Here is a 14,200-nt window from a genome sequence, read left to right as displayed (position 1 = left end):
CCTGGAAGGTGTCGACGCTTTTACAGATGATTCAGGAAGAACTTGCCCAGCTTGTCGAACGGGATCAGGTTCACCCGGTCGTACAGGTCCACATGACCGGCACCTGGAATAACCAGCAGTTCTTTGGGCTCGGCGGCACGTTTGTAGGCGTCTTCGCTGAATTCACGCGAATGTGCATCGCTGCCGGTGATCAACAGCAACGGACGCGGCGAGATCGTCTCGATGTCGTCGAACGGGTAGAAGTTCATGAACTTCACATTGCTGGTCAGCGTCGGCATGGTCGTGGTCAGTTTCGATGCACCGGCCGGCGTCACTTCGCCACGCGGGGTGCGATAGAAGTCGAAGAATTCGTCGCCTATCGGGTTGCCGGTCAGTTTCAGCGGCGAACCGCTGGTGTATGTGGCCGCGCCGCCCTGAAACTCGACATAGCGCTGCTCGGCGGCTTCACGCAGGATCTGCTGGCGCTGCTCCAGCGTCACACCGTGTTTGAGGCCATTACGGTTGGCCGCGCCCATGTCGTACATGCTGACCGTGGCGATGGCTTTGAGGCGCGGGTCGATTTTGGCGGCACTGATCGCAAAGCTGCCGCTGCCGCAAATGCCGATCACGCCAATGCGCTCGCGGTCGACGAAGGGCCGGGTGCCGAGAAAGTCCACTGCTGCGCTGAAGTCCTCGCTGTACAGGTCCGGCAGCACTGCATTACGCGGCAGGCCTTCGCTTTCGCCCCAGAACGACAGGTCCAGCGACAAGGTGACGAAGCCTTGCTCGGCCATTTTGGTGGCGTAGAGGTTCGCGCTTTGCTCCTTCACGGCGCCCATCGGGTGGCCGACGATGATTGCGGCGTTTTTTGCGGAAGGATTCAGGCCTTTGGGCTTGAACAGGTTGCCGGCGACCTTCATGCCGTACTGGTTATTGAAGCTGACCTTTTCCACGGTCACTTTATCGCTGGTGTAGAAATTGTCGGCGCCGTTGGGCAACGCAGCGGCGCTGGCGGCGCACGAAGCCAGCATGAGCCCGAAGGCCATCATCAGTCGTTTCATGGGGCATTACCTGCCAGCGTGGCGTTGTCGATCACGAAGCGGTACTTGACGTCGCCCTTGAGCATCCGCTCGTAGGATTCGTTGATCTGGTCGGCGCGCACCAGTTCGATGTCGGCGACGATGTTGTGCTCGGCGCAGAAATCCAGCATTTCCTGGGTCTCGCTGATACCGCCGATCATCGAGCCGGCGAGGCTGCGGCGTTTCATGATCAGGTTGAAGACGTTGGGCGAGGCGTGCGGCGATGCCGGCGCGCCGACCAGGGTCATGCAGCCGTCGCGTTTGAGCAGCACCAGCAACGCGTCGAGGTCATGTGGCGCCGCCACGGTATTGAGAATGAGGTCGAAGCTTTTGCCGTGTGCGGCCAGCTCTTCAGGGTTGCGGGTGACCACCACTTCATCGGCGCCCAAGGCCCTGGCGGCCTCGCGTTTGGATTCGGAGGTGGTGAAGGCCACCACATGGGCGCCCAGCGCATGGGCCAGTTTGATGCCCATATGGCCCAGCCCGCCAATGCCGACGATGCCGACCTTCATGCCCGGTCCGACATTGCGATGGCGCAGCGGCGACCAGGTGGTGATGCCGGCGCACAACAGCGGTGCCACGGCGGCGAGCTGTTCCTGTGGGTGGCGGATGCGCAGCACATAGCGCTCGTGCACCACGATTTGCTGCGCGTAGCCGCCCAGTGTGTGCCCCGGCGCGTCCGGAGTCGGGAAGTTGTAGGTGCCGATCATGCCGTCGCAGTAGTTCTCCAGCCCTGCGTCGCATTCTTCGCAGTGCTGGCAGCTGTCGACGATGCAACCGACGCCGACCAGATCGCCGACCTTGAAGCCTGCGACATGCGCACCCAGCGCTGTTACACGGCCAACGATTTCATGGCCCGGTACACAGGGGAATTGCGTGCCGGCCCACTCGGCGCGCACCTGATGCAGGTCCGAGTGGCAGATGCCGCAAAAGGCGATATCAATTTGCACATCGTGTGCGCCGGGGGCACGGCGTTCGATCTGCAGCGGTTCGAGGGGTTTGTCACCGGCATGAGCGCCGTAGGCTTGGATCGGCATAGGGAATACTCCTGACTGATTGCATTACTGGCCATTTTCCGGGTATCGCCGAATCGCCGATAACGCATTTCGCTGGATTTCTTGCCCAATCCGCTGAGTCTTCACACCTTCCCGTAGGAGCAACTTCAGTTTCGAATTACAGTAGCTCCACGATTCCCCGTCAGGCCCACCCATGAAAGCCACCACCCCTCAAGCCATCCTGGCGCGCCTCATCAACCGGCATATCAGCCAACCCGGCGATTACCCCACTGCAATTGCCGAGCTGGGCTTGTACCGCCGTGACCAGCCATCGCCACCGGTGATCTGCATGGTGCCGCCGAGCATTGTGCTGGTCGCTCAGGGCGCCAAACGGATGTGGGCCGGCGGCGAAGGTTTTCCCTACGACACCTCGAGTTTTCTGATGACCTCGCTGGACCTGCCGGCCAACTCCGAAGTGATCCAGGCCAGTCCCGAACAGCCCTGCCTGGGCCTGACGCTCAAGCTCGATGTGCGCATGCTCGCTGAGCTGATCGCCCAGGGCTGCCTGCCGCCAACCCGCGACAAACCCGGCGGTAAAAGCGTGGGTATTGGTGAGGCGACACCGGCGATGCTTGCGCCGGTGATTCGTCTGCTGCAGTTGCTGGACGAGCCCGATGCCATCGCGGTGCTGGCGCCGATGATCCAGCGCGAAATTCATTTCCGTCTGTTGCAAGGCGATCAGTCGGGGTTGTTACGCCAGATTGCCTCGGTCGATGGGCAGGGCCACCGCATCGCCAAGGCTATCGATTGGCTCAAGCTCAATTACGCCGCCGCGTTGCGCGTCGAAGAGCTTGCTGCCCGCGTGCAGATGAGTTCACCGACCTTTCACCACCATTTTCGCCAGCTCACCGCCATGAGCCCGCTGCAATACCAGAAATGGCTGCGCCTGACCGAAGCCAGGCGGCTGATGCTCAATGAGCATCTGGACGTGTCGAGTGCGGCGTTCAAGGTCGGCTATGAAAGCCCGTCACAGTTCAGTCGCGAATATGGGCGCTTGTTTGGCGTGCCGCCCAAACGCGACATCATGATGTTGCGCGGGCAGGGCGCTTATTAACCGGATTTAAGATCAGATGCGAAGAAACATCAGCCCTGTTAGACCGTTTATGCATTAATCGTAGGTAACTATTCTAAAAAGAAATATCCATTACGCCGCTATGGTCGCCATTGTCATTTAATCATCTGCTATCACATCCATATCGATGTTTCAGCCATCAATAGCGGCGTCGGCGCGGCCGTTTAGAGGGTGACTGTAGCCTTGGGCGCTGCAACGCTGGCGTCTTGTGCCATTTTTGCAAGGTCATAGAATCGGCGCCATCAAGCAGTTATTCAGTCTTTCGATAATGGAGTTTCGATCATGATGAACGCAATGCAGATGCCGATGAACAACAGCATGCCAATGATGCCGATGATGGGCATGCCGATGATGATGGCGACCATGGAATGCGAAATGATGGCTGACGCCATGATGTGCACCATGAAGCCGGCGGCTGGCATGGACATGGCCATGTTCAAGAACAACGCCGACATGATGGCGATGATGATGAACTGCGGCATGCCGATGATGATGCATTGCGCCAACATGTCGATGATGTGCATGTCCGAGAACGGCATGGCCATGATGAACATGATGAATGGCATGAACATGTCGATGATGATGCCGATGGGCATGCCGATGCCAATGATGAAGTGCATGATGACCTGCACCGTCGAAGCCGACTGCATGAAGTGCATGATGATGCCGATGCCGGGCATGACCATGGACATGATGAATAACTGCTGCATGTTGATGATGAAAATGATGAACGACTGCAGCATGCCGATGATGATGAGCTGCAATGGCATGCCGATGATGTGCTGCACCTGCTGATTCCGCGCTGAACGCTAAAAAGCCCGCCAGTGAAGACTGGCGGGCTTTTTAGCGGCCGCCATTCTGGTGAATGGTTTGATCGCGTTATGATCCGCCAGTCTTGTACTGTTGCTATGACTGAGGATTTTCCTATCAAACTCGTCCCGAACACTCAGAGCCCGTCCCGGCAATGGCAACGATTGCTGTCAGCACAGCGCCAGGCTCTGGAAATGGCGGTCTCGCGCAAAAGCCTCGACGAGTTGCTGGGGTTTATCGCCCGGGCGGGCAGTGAGCACCTGGGTGGCCGTTCGGCGGTGTTTCTGGTCGATGAAGACTCGAAAACGCTCACCTACGCGGCGTCTGCGGGGCTCGATGCGGGGTACATCAAGGCCATCGAAGGCTTTGAGATCGGCCCTCATTCTCCCTCATGCGGCACCGCTGCTTACACCGGCGACCTGGTGATTGTCGGCGAGGTGGCCAACGACCAGCTCTGGACGCCGTTTCTGGAGCTGGCTGCGCAATATGGTATTGGTGCTTGTTGGTCCAAACCTTTGAAGGATGCGAACGGCATTGTGCTGGGCACCTACGCGATTTATCACGGGGCGCCGCGTGTGCCGAACGACGACGAGCTTGAGGCCATCGAACTGCTGGCCAACACGGCAGCGCTGCTGATCGAACGCTCGATTGCCGACATGACCTTGCAAACGACCCTTGAGGCTTTGCAGCGCAGCGAAAACGCCACGCGTGAGTTGAGCCATCGGGTGATGAACACCTTTCATATTTTTGAAGGGGTGTTGGGGGCCAGGATTCGCTCCATACAGGACCCCGAGGCGAGAGCGGTCACCGCCGAGGCGCTGGCCCGTATCCGCGCCATGTCGCTGGTGCACAAGAAACTCTTTTCGCTGACCCAGAACAGCGAAGTCGATCTGGACGCTTCCAGCTTCATGGACAGCCTGATCAACGATCTTGCCCAGGCATTCGCCTCGGAAAACAACCTGCGGATCATTCTGTCCAGGGAAGTCGGCATCACCTTGCCAGCCGAACGTTGCGCCACTCTGGGCCTGCTCGCGGTGGAACTGGTACTCAATGCCATCAAGCATGCGTTCGATCACGGGCAGCCGGACGGGATCATTACCGTGACCCTGCACCGTGATGTCGAGTCGGTGGTGTTTTCGGTGCGCGACAACGGCAAAGGCTTGCCTGACGGGACCTTGACCGCCAAGAGCCAGCGGCTCGGGACCCGCTTGATCCATTCGTTCGTCACCGACCTGCAGGCTGATTTTCAGGCGTATAACCTGGCGGAGGGCGCCGAGTTCTCGGTCAGGTTTGCCAGTACGTCGTAAACGGCCGTAATACGCTTGATTACCAGCCGCTCAGGCGGCTCCATGATTGCGCAGCGCGCGGGTACGGGTATTGGTGGCGTTTCTGGAGGATGCATTGAAGAAGGCATAGGGAATTTTCGCCCGTTCGGCTGTCAGATACCCGCCAGCCTCAGTCCTGGCAGGGTTGCCCGGTACTTCATGACCAAGGATTTTTTATGTGTTCTTTATCAGCGCACGATGCGCGCCCAAAGCCAGCGCCATGAAGCCCCACGCCGAATTGCGCTTGTGCGCTGTGCCGGTGTGCGGCGGCCTGGTGTTGAGCATCGCCAAAGCGCTGGTCAATGGCTGGGACTCGACCGAGCTGTTCTCAGGCTTTCTGTTTGGCTTTGTGATTGCCACGGTGGTGGGCATCCCGCTGTTGCTCTGGGGCGACCGGCGCTGTGGGCAGTTCAAGGGGCGCCATGTACTCAGTGCGCTGGTGCAAAGTCTGGTCATGGTGCTGATGGTGCGTGATTCGTTCATCAATCTGTTGTTGATGTGTGCGATTGGCGGCTTGACGCTGGGGCTGCTGTACACCGTGGTGGTCACTGCCATCGAGCGTTTGCCGGTACGCCGCGCCGCCGGTGGCCGTCAGCGCTGGGGAATGATTGTGGCGGTGCCTGTGTCGGGCGCCGTGGCTGTGGGGGCGACCGCCATGCTGTTCCCCTTGGGCCTGGAGCCACTGCGGATGGCGGTCTTTTTTGCCTTGATCGGTGCCTTGCTGAGCATGCTGGTCAGTTGGCCGGTGTTGTGGCTGATAGAGCGCTTTATCTCGACCCGTTGGCGCTATGTCCTGGGTGGCGGGATCAGCGGCGTGTTGATCTGGCTGCTGTTTGGCGCGCAGTTCACGCCTGCGGATCAGGCAGCCTTGGCCAAAGAGGTGGGCGCCTGGGCCTTTTTGCTGCACTACCTCATCGTCCCCTTTGTGCTGATTGGCTTGCTGGCCGGCAGCCTGTGTACGCTGTTGAATGCCCTGTATGAATGGAGACAATACGCCAAGGAGCGATCCACACCATGAGCCTCAATCCCGTCACCCCCGACCTGATCTGGGAGAATCTGTGCAAGGAAGCCATGGGCCGCCTGCATGCGCTGGACTGGCAACTCGACAAACTGACGCCGAACGATCAATTGATCGTCGCGCTGTGGCGTCTGGAAGCGGATGGCTACAACGGCGGTTTTCTGCAGTTTTTCTGCAACTGGGGCGACCAGACCTGCACGCTGGCCTTGCAGGCGCTGGCGGCCATCGGCGCCCACAACAGCCATGCCGTGGTCAGCCAGCAACGCCAGTTGATCGAACACCTCGAAGACCATCCGCAACTGGAACAACTGTGGGACATCGTGCAGTTACTCAGCGATGAACAGCACGAAGTCATCAGTGGTGAACTGGACGAGCAGCTATGGGCGGCGATGGAGGAGGTGCCAGCGTTGGCTGCGGTCTATTTCTACCGTCACGAATGACCCTTCGCTGACTCAACGATCAGGTTCGCCAGGGCCTCGACCGAGGCATTCAGGCTGGCCCTGGCCCGGTGCACCAGGCCGACATCACGATGAAACGTGTGCTCACCCAGCTCCAGTACCCGTACCGAAGCCGGCCAGGCGTTGCGCAGGGTCTCCGGCACCAGCGCCACGCCCACGCCATTGGCCACCAGCTTGACGATGGCTTCTTGCTCATCGAGTTCGCAGACTTCGCGTGGCACCAGATGCATCTGCTTGAGAAAGCGGTCGACCTGTCGGCCGCCAAAGGAAGAGCGGTCGTAGCGAATGAACGGCTGCGTGGTGAGCAACGTGATCCAGTCATCGCCGGGCATCTTTTTCGGCACGATCAGTCGATACGGCTCGCTGGCCAGCGGGGCCCAGGTCAGATCGCTGTGCAGTGCAAAGGGCGGGCGGATAATCGCCGCCATGTCAATCTCGCCGGTGTCGACCAGGTTGATCAGCTCCAGCGAGACGCCCGGCAGGATTCGTGTGCGGCACTGGGGGAACTGTTGGTGAAAACGGGTCAGCGCATCGGGCAGCAGGTTGCGTTGAATCGACACAATCGCGCCAAGCGTCAGCAAGGTCGAGGCCGGCACACCTGGCGTGCGGTTGCCCAGCTCGTTGTACATCTGGATCAGGTCCTGTGCCTTAACCAGCATTTCATGGCCACGCCGGTTCAGATGCGCCGCACGGCCTGTGCGGTCAAACAGCTCGAACCCCAACTCGGCTTCCAGGCGCTGCATCTGCGCGCTGACGGCGGCCTGAGTCAGGCCGATACGATGGGCGGCGGCAGCGAACGTGCCTTCACGCGAGACGGCAATCAAGGTCTTGAGTTCGCGAATCATGTACAAATTTCCTTTGTGCTAACTACAAAATCATATTGTTTTTTTTATTGCTTGGCCAAGCATAAGATTTCCTCGGTTGCTGAACGACAGCATTGATAAAAATGACCAACCGTGGAGTTCCCTATGAGCCTTTCTCCTTTTCACCTTGCAATCCCTGTGTACGACCTGGCCGCGACCCGCACCTTTTACGGCGAAGTTTTCGGTCTGGAAGAGGGCCGCTCCAGCACGCAATGGGTCGATTTCAACTTCTACGGCCACCAGTTGGTGATCCACGAACACCCCAAGACTGCCTCGCAGGAAAGCGTGCACAGCAACCCGGTCGATGGCCACGATGTGCCGGTGCCGCACTTCGGCATTATCTTGCAGTGGGAACAGTGGGAAGCGCTGGCTGAACGCCTGAAGTCGTTCGGTACCGAATTTGTGATCGAGCCCTACATTCGCTTCAAAGGCCAGGTCGGCGAGCAGGCGACCATGTTTCTGTTCGACCCGTGCGGCAATGCACTTGAGTTCAAGGCCTTCAAAGACATGAGCCAACTGTTTGCCAAATAGGCTACTGATAGCAACCAGTTATCAATTTATGGACATTTGTCATTAGTCGCGATCAAGGAACCTTACTAGACTGCAACCGTTTGCAATCACAATTATAAGCAGCCTAAGGTTCCACACCATGCCGCAGTCGTTAACGCTACAACGCTTGGGCGAGCAGGTCGGCAATGACCATCTGATCACCGATTCCTACCAGAAAAACTACTACTGCAAAGGCTTTCGCTACGGCCGTGGCGAAGCCTTGGCCGTGGTGCTGCCGCAGACCCTGACGCAGTTGTGGCAGGTGCTGAAAATCTGTCAGGAGGAGGGTGTGATCATCCTCATGCAGGCAGCCAATACCGGGGTAACGGGCGGTTCGACGCCGCACGGTAGCGATTACGACCGACCGGTCGTGATCATCAGCACGCGCAAGATCAAAGGCATGAAGGTGATCGACGATGCCCGGCAGATCATCGCCTTTCCGGGCAGTTCGCTGACCGAGCTGGAAGATGGCCTGAAGCCCTACGGTCGTGAGCCGCATTCGGTCATCGGTTCGTCATGCATCGGCGCCTCGGTGGTGGGGGGTATCTGCAATAACTCCGGCGGTTCGCTGCTGCAACGAGGCCCTGCGTTTACTGAAAAGTCACTGTTTGCGCGGATCAACGAAGACGGCACGCTGGAGTTGATCAACCATCTGGGCATCGAGCTGGGCGATACCCCCGAGCAGATGATCAGTAATCTTGAGGCGGGCACTTACAGCACCGGCACCGCCAGCGATTGGGCCGGCAAGATCTGGGCCGACGATTATTACGCGGTGATCAAGGATGTCGACGCGCCGACCCCGGCCCGCTTTAACGGTAACCCGCAGTACCTGCACGAGAGCTCCGGCTGTGCAGGCAAGGTGATCGTCTTCGCTGTGCGTCTGGCCACCTTTGAGGCGGTAAAGGCGCAAGACACCTTCTATATCGGCACCAACGATGAGCGCGAACTGCTGCAACTGCGGCGCTTTCTGATCGAAAACCTCGACCACCTGCCGATTCAGGCCGAGTACATCGACCGCAGCGCCTTTCGTTTGACCCTGCGTTATGCGCGGCACATGTACCTGTCGATCAAGCGCCTGGGGCCGGCGGCGCTGCCGGGGCTGATGCAGAAAAAAGCGCTGTGGGATGCACGGGTCAGACGCCTGAAGGTGCTGCCGGCGAATATGGTTGATCGCCTGATCCAGTGGGGCAACCGGCTGGTACCGGCCAATGTGGCACCGCGCCTGATGGCGTTTCATCAGCGCTTCGAGCACCACTTGATGATCAAGGTCGACCGGGCCGATACGCCGCAATTGAATACGTTGTTGTCAGCGTTTTTCGCCGAGCGCAGCGGTGACTGGTTTCATTGCAGTGAGGTCGAACAAGCCGATGCCTTTTTGGTCCGCTTCGCGGTGGGCGGCACGCCGGTGTTCTATTGCGATTATTACGGCATCGACGGCGATAGCCGGCTGATCTCACTCGATGTCGCGCTGCGCCGCAACGATGACCAGTGGACGATCCACTTGCCGCCGGCACTGGCCGCCCAGGTCCAGGAACAAAGCTGCTGCGGGCACTTCTTTTGCCTGGTCAATCACCAGGATTACATCCTCAAGCCTGGCGTTGATGGCGCGAAGTTCAAGGCGGCGGTGCTGGAACACCTGGACCAGCGCGGCGCCCGCTATCCGGCCGAACACAATATTGGCCACCTGTATCACGCCTCCGAAGCGCATCAACAGCACTTCCATGCGCTGGATCCGACCAATAGCTGCAACCCCGGGATTGGTAAAACCAGCAAGCTGAAAGACTGGGCGTGATGTGCGGACCATAGGACCGTAGGACAGACCGGGCGGCGCTCCGCTTTAGTCGGGAACGGTGGCGCTGCGGTTCCCGACTAAAGTCGGTCCTACGATCAGTGCGAGTGCCGGGGTATCCCGCCGCTGCGGGCGATGATGCGCATGTGCAGGGTTGCAGGTTCCAGGCAGCCGCCGGTGGACAATTGCCCGACCAATTGCCGGTACAGCTCCTGCCACGGCGTTTGCGAGGCCGGGATATTCGGTGTCCAGGCGGCGCGGCGGCGCTCCATTTCAGACTCATCGATCAACAGGTTGACCGAGCGGGCGTTGAGGTCGACGCGCAGGATATCGTTGGTTTGCAACAGCGCCAGACCACCGCCCACGGCCGCTTCCGGCGACATATTGAGAATCGACGGGCTGGCCGAGGTGCCGCTCTGGCGGCCGTCGCCCAGGCACGGCAACGAGGTGATGCCTTGTTTGATCAACGCCTTGGGCGGGTCCATGTTGACCACCTCGGCACTGCCCGGATAGCCCACGGTGCCCGCACCACGGATCACCAGAATGCAGCGCTCGTCGATGTCCAGTGCCGGGTCGTCGATGCGCGCGTGGTAGTCCTCCGGCCCTTCGAACACAATCGCCCGCGCCTCGAAGCTGTTCTCGGCACCCGGTTCCGACAGGTAGGTCTTGCGAAAGGCCTCGCCGACGACCGACATCTTCATGATCGCGCTGTCGAAGAAGTTGCCACTCAGCACGATAAAGCCTGCGCTGTGCTTGAGCGGCTGGTCGTACGGCAATATAACGTCGGTGTTGCTGGTGACCGAGGCGCTGACAATCTCGCCGATGCTGCGGCCGCTGACCGTGGCGCACTGGTCGTGCAGGCGACCGGCTTTTTGCAGTTCGTGCATCACCGCCGGCACGCCGCCTGCGCGATGGAAACCTTCGCCGAGGTATTTACCGGCCGGCATGCAGTTGACCAGCAGCGGAATGTCGACGCCGATGCGCTGCCAGTCGTCCAGATTCAGCTCGACGCCCATGTGCCGGGCGATGGCAATCAGGTGCGGCGGGCAGTTGCTTGAAGCACCGAGGGCCGAGGCGACGGCAATAGCGTTTTCGAACGCTTCGCGGGTCATGATCTGCGACGGGCGCACGTCCTGCATCACCAGCTCGCAGATGCGTTTGCCGGTGGCATAGGCCATCTGCCCGCGCTCGCGGTACGGCGCCGGAATGCTCGCGCAGCCGGGCAGCGACATGCCCAGCGCTTCGGCAATGGCGTTCATCGACAGCGCCGTGCCCATGGTGTTGCAGTGGCCTACCGACGGCGAAGCGGCGGTGGTCATGTCCATGAAGCCTTCATAGTCGATCTCGCCGGCGGCCATCAACTTACGCGCATGCCAGAGCACGGTGCCCGAGCCGATCAACTCGCCCTTGTGGTGCCCGTCGAGCATCGGCCCGCCCGACAGCACAATGGCCGGCAGGTCGGTGGTCGCGGCGGCCATCAGGCAAGCGGGCGTGGTCTTGTCGCAGCCGGTGGTCAGCACCACGCCGTCGAGCGGGTAGCCGTGCATGATTTCGACCAGACCCAGATAAGCCAGGTTGCGGTCCAGCGCGGCGGTCGGCCGGCGGCTCTGCTCGGCGATCGGGTGTACCGGGAACTCCATGGGAATGCCGCCCGCATCGCGGATACCGGCCTTGGTCCGTTGCGCGAGTTCGATGTGGTGGCGGTTGCACGGGGTCAGGTCGCTGCCGGTCTGGGCGATGCCGATGATCGGCCGGCCCGATTGCAGTTCGGCACGGGTCAGGCCGTAGTTCATGTAGCGCTCGACATACAGGGCGGTCATGTCGGCGTGGTCGGGGTCATTGAACCAGAGCTGGCTGCGCAGCGGGCGCTTGGAAAGGGTCATGGTGTTGTTCTCTTTTATTGTTGTAGCGTTATCAACGATTGAGCAGTTGCCGGGCACTCAGGTTGCGCAACAGTGCGCCGACGCCAAAGGTCCAGGGCGCGGCAGCATCGCTGGTGGTCACGGTGTTGTGCAAGCTGCCCAGTAACGGGCTGCTGATGCACACCTGGTCGCCGGTTTTATGGGTAAAGCCGGCGCCCGGATGGTCGCGGTCCTCGGTGGGGGCGAACAAGGTGCCGAGAAACAGCACGAAGCCGTCGGGGTACTGGTGGCACGGGTTCAGCGTCTGGCCCGCCAGGTCTTGCGGGTCGCGGCTGATCTGGTCCATCGAGCTGGAGCCGTGCAATTGGTAACCCTCGGGGCCGCTGACGTGCAGGTCGATCACGCAGGCGCGCACAGTATTCAGGTCGAAGCGTTCATCGAACAAACGAATGAAGGGGCCAATGGCGCACGAGGCATTGTTGTCCTTGGCCTTGCCCAGCAACAACGCGCTGCGGCCTTCGACATCGCGCAGGTTGACGTCGTTACCCAGCGTCGCGCCGTGAATCTGGCCGCGGCTGTTGACCGCCAGCACCACTTCAGGCTCCGGGTTATTCCACTGCGAGCCCGGATGAATACCGATGTCACTGGCGCTGCCGACCGCCGACAGAATCGGCGCCTTGGTGAAGATTTCGGCATCCGGGCCAATGCCCACTTCCAGGTACTGCGACCACATGCCTTGTTCGATCAGCAGGGCCTTGAGGCGCAAGGCTTGTTCGGAGCCGGGTTTCACCGCCCGCAGGTTATCGCCAATCGCCGCCCGCACGATTGCGCGCACGCTCTCGGCGCGGGCGGCATCGCCACCGGCTTTTTCTTCGATGACTCGCTCGATCATGCTTGAGGCGAAGGTCACACCGGCGGCCTTGATCACTTGCAAATCGATCGGGGCCAGCAGAAAGGGTTGATTCGGATCGGCATGCGCACCGGTATTGGCCAGCAATGCTTCGATGCTGGTGACAAACCGGCCCGGCGTCTGGCGCACGGCTGCAAGCGGCGACTCAAGCTCCAGCAGCTCACTGAGCGTGGCAAAGCGCTCGGACAGGTCGAACACACCGTCGGCGCGCAGGACGATGGGCGAGGGGCCGGCGATCTGGCCGGGAATCCAGGCACGGCCGATCAGCGTAGCGTCCGCCGCATCCTTGGGTAAGGTGTTTTGAGGCGTCAGGCGAAGAGGGTTCAGACGAATCGACATGGTTCAGCCATCCAGGTGCATGAAGGCTTCACGCTAGGCGGCGGCGTGGATAAACTCCAATGGCATATTTTCAATATCCGATAACCTTACGTTATTGATCTGCCGGAGCCGCTGATGTCGAGCTTGTCCTTCTCTAACTTCTGCAACTGGTTCAAGTTTCGCCATCTGAACCTGATCGACACCCTGGATCGCACGCGCAACATGCACCAGGCTGCCGAGCAGATGAACCTTAGCCAGCCGGCGCTGAGCAAGATGCTCAAAGAGATTGAAAGCCAGCTGGGCTTTGCCGTGTTCGAGCGCTTGCCGCGCAGCATGGTGCCGACGCCGTTGGGCGCGCAGGTGGTGCGCTATGCGCAACTGGCCCTCAACGATGCGCAGACCTTTGTCGAGCAGATCAATAACCTCAGTGCCGGCGGCCACGGCCATCTCAAGGTCGGCGGCATCTTTGCCGCGACTGCCGTGGTGTTGCCCGAGGCCATCGTGCAAATCAAGGCGCGCTGGCCGTTGCTGGCCATCGAGGTGGTCGAGCAGACCAGCGACCACCTGATGGAAATGCTCGAAGAGCGCACTCTGGACCTGGCGATCGGGCGTTTTACCGAGCAGAGCCAGCAGCAGCGTTATGACTTTCAGGCGCTGGCGCCCGAGCCGTTCTGCATCGTGGTCAACAGCCGCCACCCGTTGTGCGATGCCGGCCCCATGACCCTGCAGGAGCTGGTCGACTGGCCGTGGATGTTCTACCCCAAGGGCACGCCGATTCGCGGACGTATGGAAGACGTGTTCGCTCAGGCCAATGTCGCCGTGCCGCGCAATACCATCGAAACCATCTCGATGCAGACCTTCCTTAAAGTGCTGCAAAGCGGCCCGATGATCGGCATGTTGCCTGACGCGATGGTTCAGGCGCAGCTCGACAGCGGGCTGTTGCAGCGCCTCGACACGCCGCTGTACCTGACGCCGCAGTACTACGGCATCCTGACCCGCAAGGGCGAAAGCCTGGCCGGGCCGGTGCGCGAGTTCGCCGATATCCTGCTCGAAAACGCCGCAAGGGCGCAGCACGAGCAAGACTGATTCAATAACCAGGCGTTATCAGTTAAT

The 14,200-nt window shown here is 60.3% G+C and carries 13 protein-coding genes; 7 read left to right on the top strand and 6 right to left on the bottom strand.

The window, feature by feature from the left end; genetic code table 11:
• Positions 1–20: 20 nt before the first annotated feature.
• Positions 21–1,040, bottom strand: a complete 1,020-nt coding sequence (locus tag ACYP2A_RS19315) for an alpha/beta hydrolase (protein ID WP_459747333.1) — start codon at positions 1,038–1,040, stop codon at positions 21–23.
• Positions 1,037–2,095: an NAD(P)-dependent alcohol dehydrogenase gene (locus ACYP2A_RS19310; protein WP_459747332.1), complete on the bottom strand. Its 1,059-nt coding sequence runs from the start codon at positions 2,093–2,095 to the stop codon at positions 1,037–1,039. The genes ACYP2A_RS19315 and ACYP2A_RS19310 overlap by 4 nt, the downstream gene beginning before the upstream one ends.
• 172 nt (positions 2,096–2,267) lie before the next feature.
• On the opposite strand from ACYP2A_RS19310, the gene ACYP2A_RS19305 reads away from it, so the two are divergent.
• The gene (locus tag ACYP2A_RS19305; RefSeq protein ID WP_459747331.1) at positions 2,268–3,167 is read left to right on the top strand and encodes an AraC family transcriptional regulator; all 900 of its coding nucleotides are present in this window, start codon (positions 2,268–2,270) and stop codon (positions 3,165–3,167) included.
• 272 nt (positions 3,168–3,439) lie between these two features.
• Here ACYP2A_RS19305 and ACYP2A_RS19300 read toward each other — a convergent pair whose 3' ends face one another.
• Positions 3,440–3,973 carry a hypothetical protein gene (locus tag ACYP2A_RS19300; protein ID WP_459747330.1) on the bottom strand — a complete coding sequence of 178 codons (534 nt, stop codon included), beginning with the start codon at positions 3,971–3,973 and terminating at the stop codon, positions 3,440–3,442.
• Between the two features lie 216 nt (positions 3,974–4,189).
• On the opposite strand from ACYP2A_RS19300, the gene ACYP2A_RS19295 reads away from it, so the two are divergent.
• The 3 genes from ACYP2A_RS19295 (at position 4,190) to ACYP2A_RS19285 (ending at position 6,778) form a co-directional block, all read left to right on the top strand.
• On the top strand, positions 4,190–5,302 hold the full coding sequence (locus tag ACYP2A_RS19295) for a GAF domain-containing protein (protein WP_459747329.1): 1,113 nt from the start codon (positions 4,190–4,192) through the stop codon (positions 5,300–5,302).
• 238 nt (positions 5,303–5,540) lie between these two features.
• Positions 5,541–6,338 carry a hypothetical protein gene (locus ACYP2A_RS19290; protein WP_459747327.1) on the top strand — a complete coding sequence of 266 codons (798 nt, stop codon included), beginning with the start codon at positions 5,541–5,543 and terminating at the stop codon, positions 6,336–6,338.
• Positions 6,335–6,778: a DMP19 family protein gene (locus ACYP2A_RS19285; RefSeq protein WP_459747325.1), complete on the top strand. Its 444-nt coding sequence runs from the start codon at positions 6,335–6,337 to the stop codon at positions 6,776–6,778. The genes ACYP2A_RS19290 and ACYP2A_RS19285 overlap by 4 nt, the downstream gene beginning before the upstream one ends.
• Here ACYP2A_RS19285 and ACYP2A_RS19280 read toward each other — a convergent pair.
• Complete coding sequence (locus tag ACYP2A_RS19280) at positions 6,769–7,641, bottom strand: LysR family transcriptional regulator (RefSeq protein ID WP_459747323.1); 873 nt, start codon at positions 7,639–7,641, stop codon at positions 6,769–6,771. The genes ACYP2A_RS19285 and ACYP2A_RS19280 overlap by 10 nt on opposite strands.
• 123 nt (positions 7,642–7,764) lie before the next feature.
• Here ACYP2A_RS19280 and ACYP2A_RS19275 point away from each other — a divergent pair, with 123 nt between their 5' ends.
• Both ACYP2A_RS19275 and dld read left to right on the top strand, forming a co-directional pair.
• A complete protein-coding gene (locus ACYP2A_RS19275) occupies positions 7,765–8,190 on the top strand; it encodes a VOC family protein (protein ID WP_459747322.1) in 426 nt (141 codons plus the stop codon).
• A gap of 118 nt (positions 8,191–8,308) precedes the next feature.
• Positions 8,309–10,000, top strand: coding sequence for a D-lactate dehydrogenase (gene dld, locus ACYP2A_RS19270; RefSeq protein ID WP_459747320.1), 1,692 nt, complete (start codon positions 8,309–8,311; stop codon positions 9,998–10,000).
• A gap of 95 nt (positions 10,001–10,095) precedes the next feature.
• Here the strand turns inward: dld and ACYP2A_RS19265 are convergent, their stop codons facing one another.
• Both ACYP2A_RS19265 and ACYP2A_RS19260 read right to left on the bottom strand, forming a co-directional pair.
• The gene (locus ACYP2A_RS19265; protein WP_459747319.1) at positions 10,096–11,880 is read right to left on the bottom strand and encodes an IlvD/Edd family dehydratase; all 1,785 of its coding nucleotides are present in this window, start codon (positions 11,878–11,880) and stop codon (positions 10,096–10,098) included.
• A 31-nt stretch (positions 11,881–11,911) separates the two neighbouring features.
• On the bottom strand, positions 11,912–13,108 hold the full coding sequence (locus tag ACYP2A_RS19260) for a fumarylacetoacetate hydrolase family protein (protein WP_459747317.1): 1,197 nt from the start codon (positions 13,106–13,108) through the stop codon (positions 11,912–11,914).
• A gap of 114 nt (positions 13,109–13,222) precedes the next feature.
• Between ACYP2A_RS19260 and ACYP2A_RS19255 the strand changes: the two genes are divergently transcribed.
• Positions 13,223–14,173: a LysR family transcriptional regulator gene (locus tag ACYP2A_RS19255; RefSeq protein ID WP_459747316.1), complete on the top strand. Its 951-nt coding sequence runs from the start codon at positions 13,223–13,225 to the stop codon at positions 14,171–14,173.
• The last annotated feature ends 27 nt before the right edge of the window (positions 14,174–14,200 follow it).

It is taken from the genome of Pseudomonas sp. 3A(2025), assembly GCF_054589175.1.
This window is presented reverse-complemented; position numbering and strand designations above follow the sequence as displayed.

Bases quoted from the DNA above. Each gene is read 5' to 3' on its own strand.
- ACYP2A_RS19315 (WP_459747333.1), bottom strand. From the start codon at position 1,040: ATGAAACGACTGATGATGGCCTTCGGGCTCATGCTGGCTTCGTGCGCC.
- ACYP2A_RS19310 (WP_459747332.1), bottom strand. From the start codon at position 2,095: ATGCCGATCCAAGCCTACGGCGCTCATGCCGGTGACAAACCCCTCGAA.
- ACYP2A_RS19305 (WP_459747331.1), top strand. From the start codon at position 2,268: ATGAAAGCCACCACCCCTCAAGCCATCCTGGCGCGCCTCATCAACCGG.
- ACYP2A_RS19295 (WP_459747329.1), top strand. From the start codon at position 4,190: ATGGCGGTCTCGCGCAAAAGCCTCGACGAGTTGCTGGGGTTTATCGCC.
- ACYP2A_RS19290 (WP_459747327.1), top strand. From the start codon at position 5,541: ATGAAGCCCCACGCCGAATTGCGCTTGTGCGCTGTGCCGGTGTGCGGC.
- ACYP2A_RS19285 (WP_459747325.1), top strand. From the start codon at position 6,335: ATGAGCCTCAATCCCGTCACCCCCGACCTGATCTGGGAGAATCTGTGC.
- ACYP2A_RS19280 (WP_459747323.1), bottom strand. From the start codon at position 7,641: ATGATTCGCGAACTCAAGACCTTGATTGCCGTCTCGCGTGAAGGCACG.
- ACYP2A_RS19275 (WP_459747322.1), top strand. From the start codon at position 7,765: ATGAGCCTTTCTCCTTTTCACCTTGCAATCCCTGTGTACGACCTGGCC.
- dld (WP_459747320.1), top strand. From the start codon at position 8,309: ATGCCGCAGTCGTTAACGCTACAACGCTTGGGCGAGCAGGTCGGCAAT.
- ACYP2A_RS19265 (WP_459747319.1), bottom strand. From the start codon at position 11,880: ATGACCCTTTCCAAGCGCCCGCTGCGCAGCCAGCTCTGGTTCAATGAC.
- ACYP2A_RS19260 (WP_459747317.1), bottom strand. From the start codon at position 13,108: ATGTCGATTCGTCTGAACCCTCTTCGCCTGACGCCTCAAAACACCTTA.
- ACYP2A_RS19255 (WP_459747316.1), top strand. From the start codon at position 13,223: ATGTCGAGCTTGTCCTTCTCTAACTTCTGCAACTGGTTCAAGTTTCGC.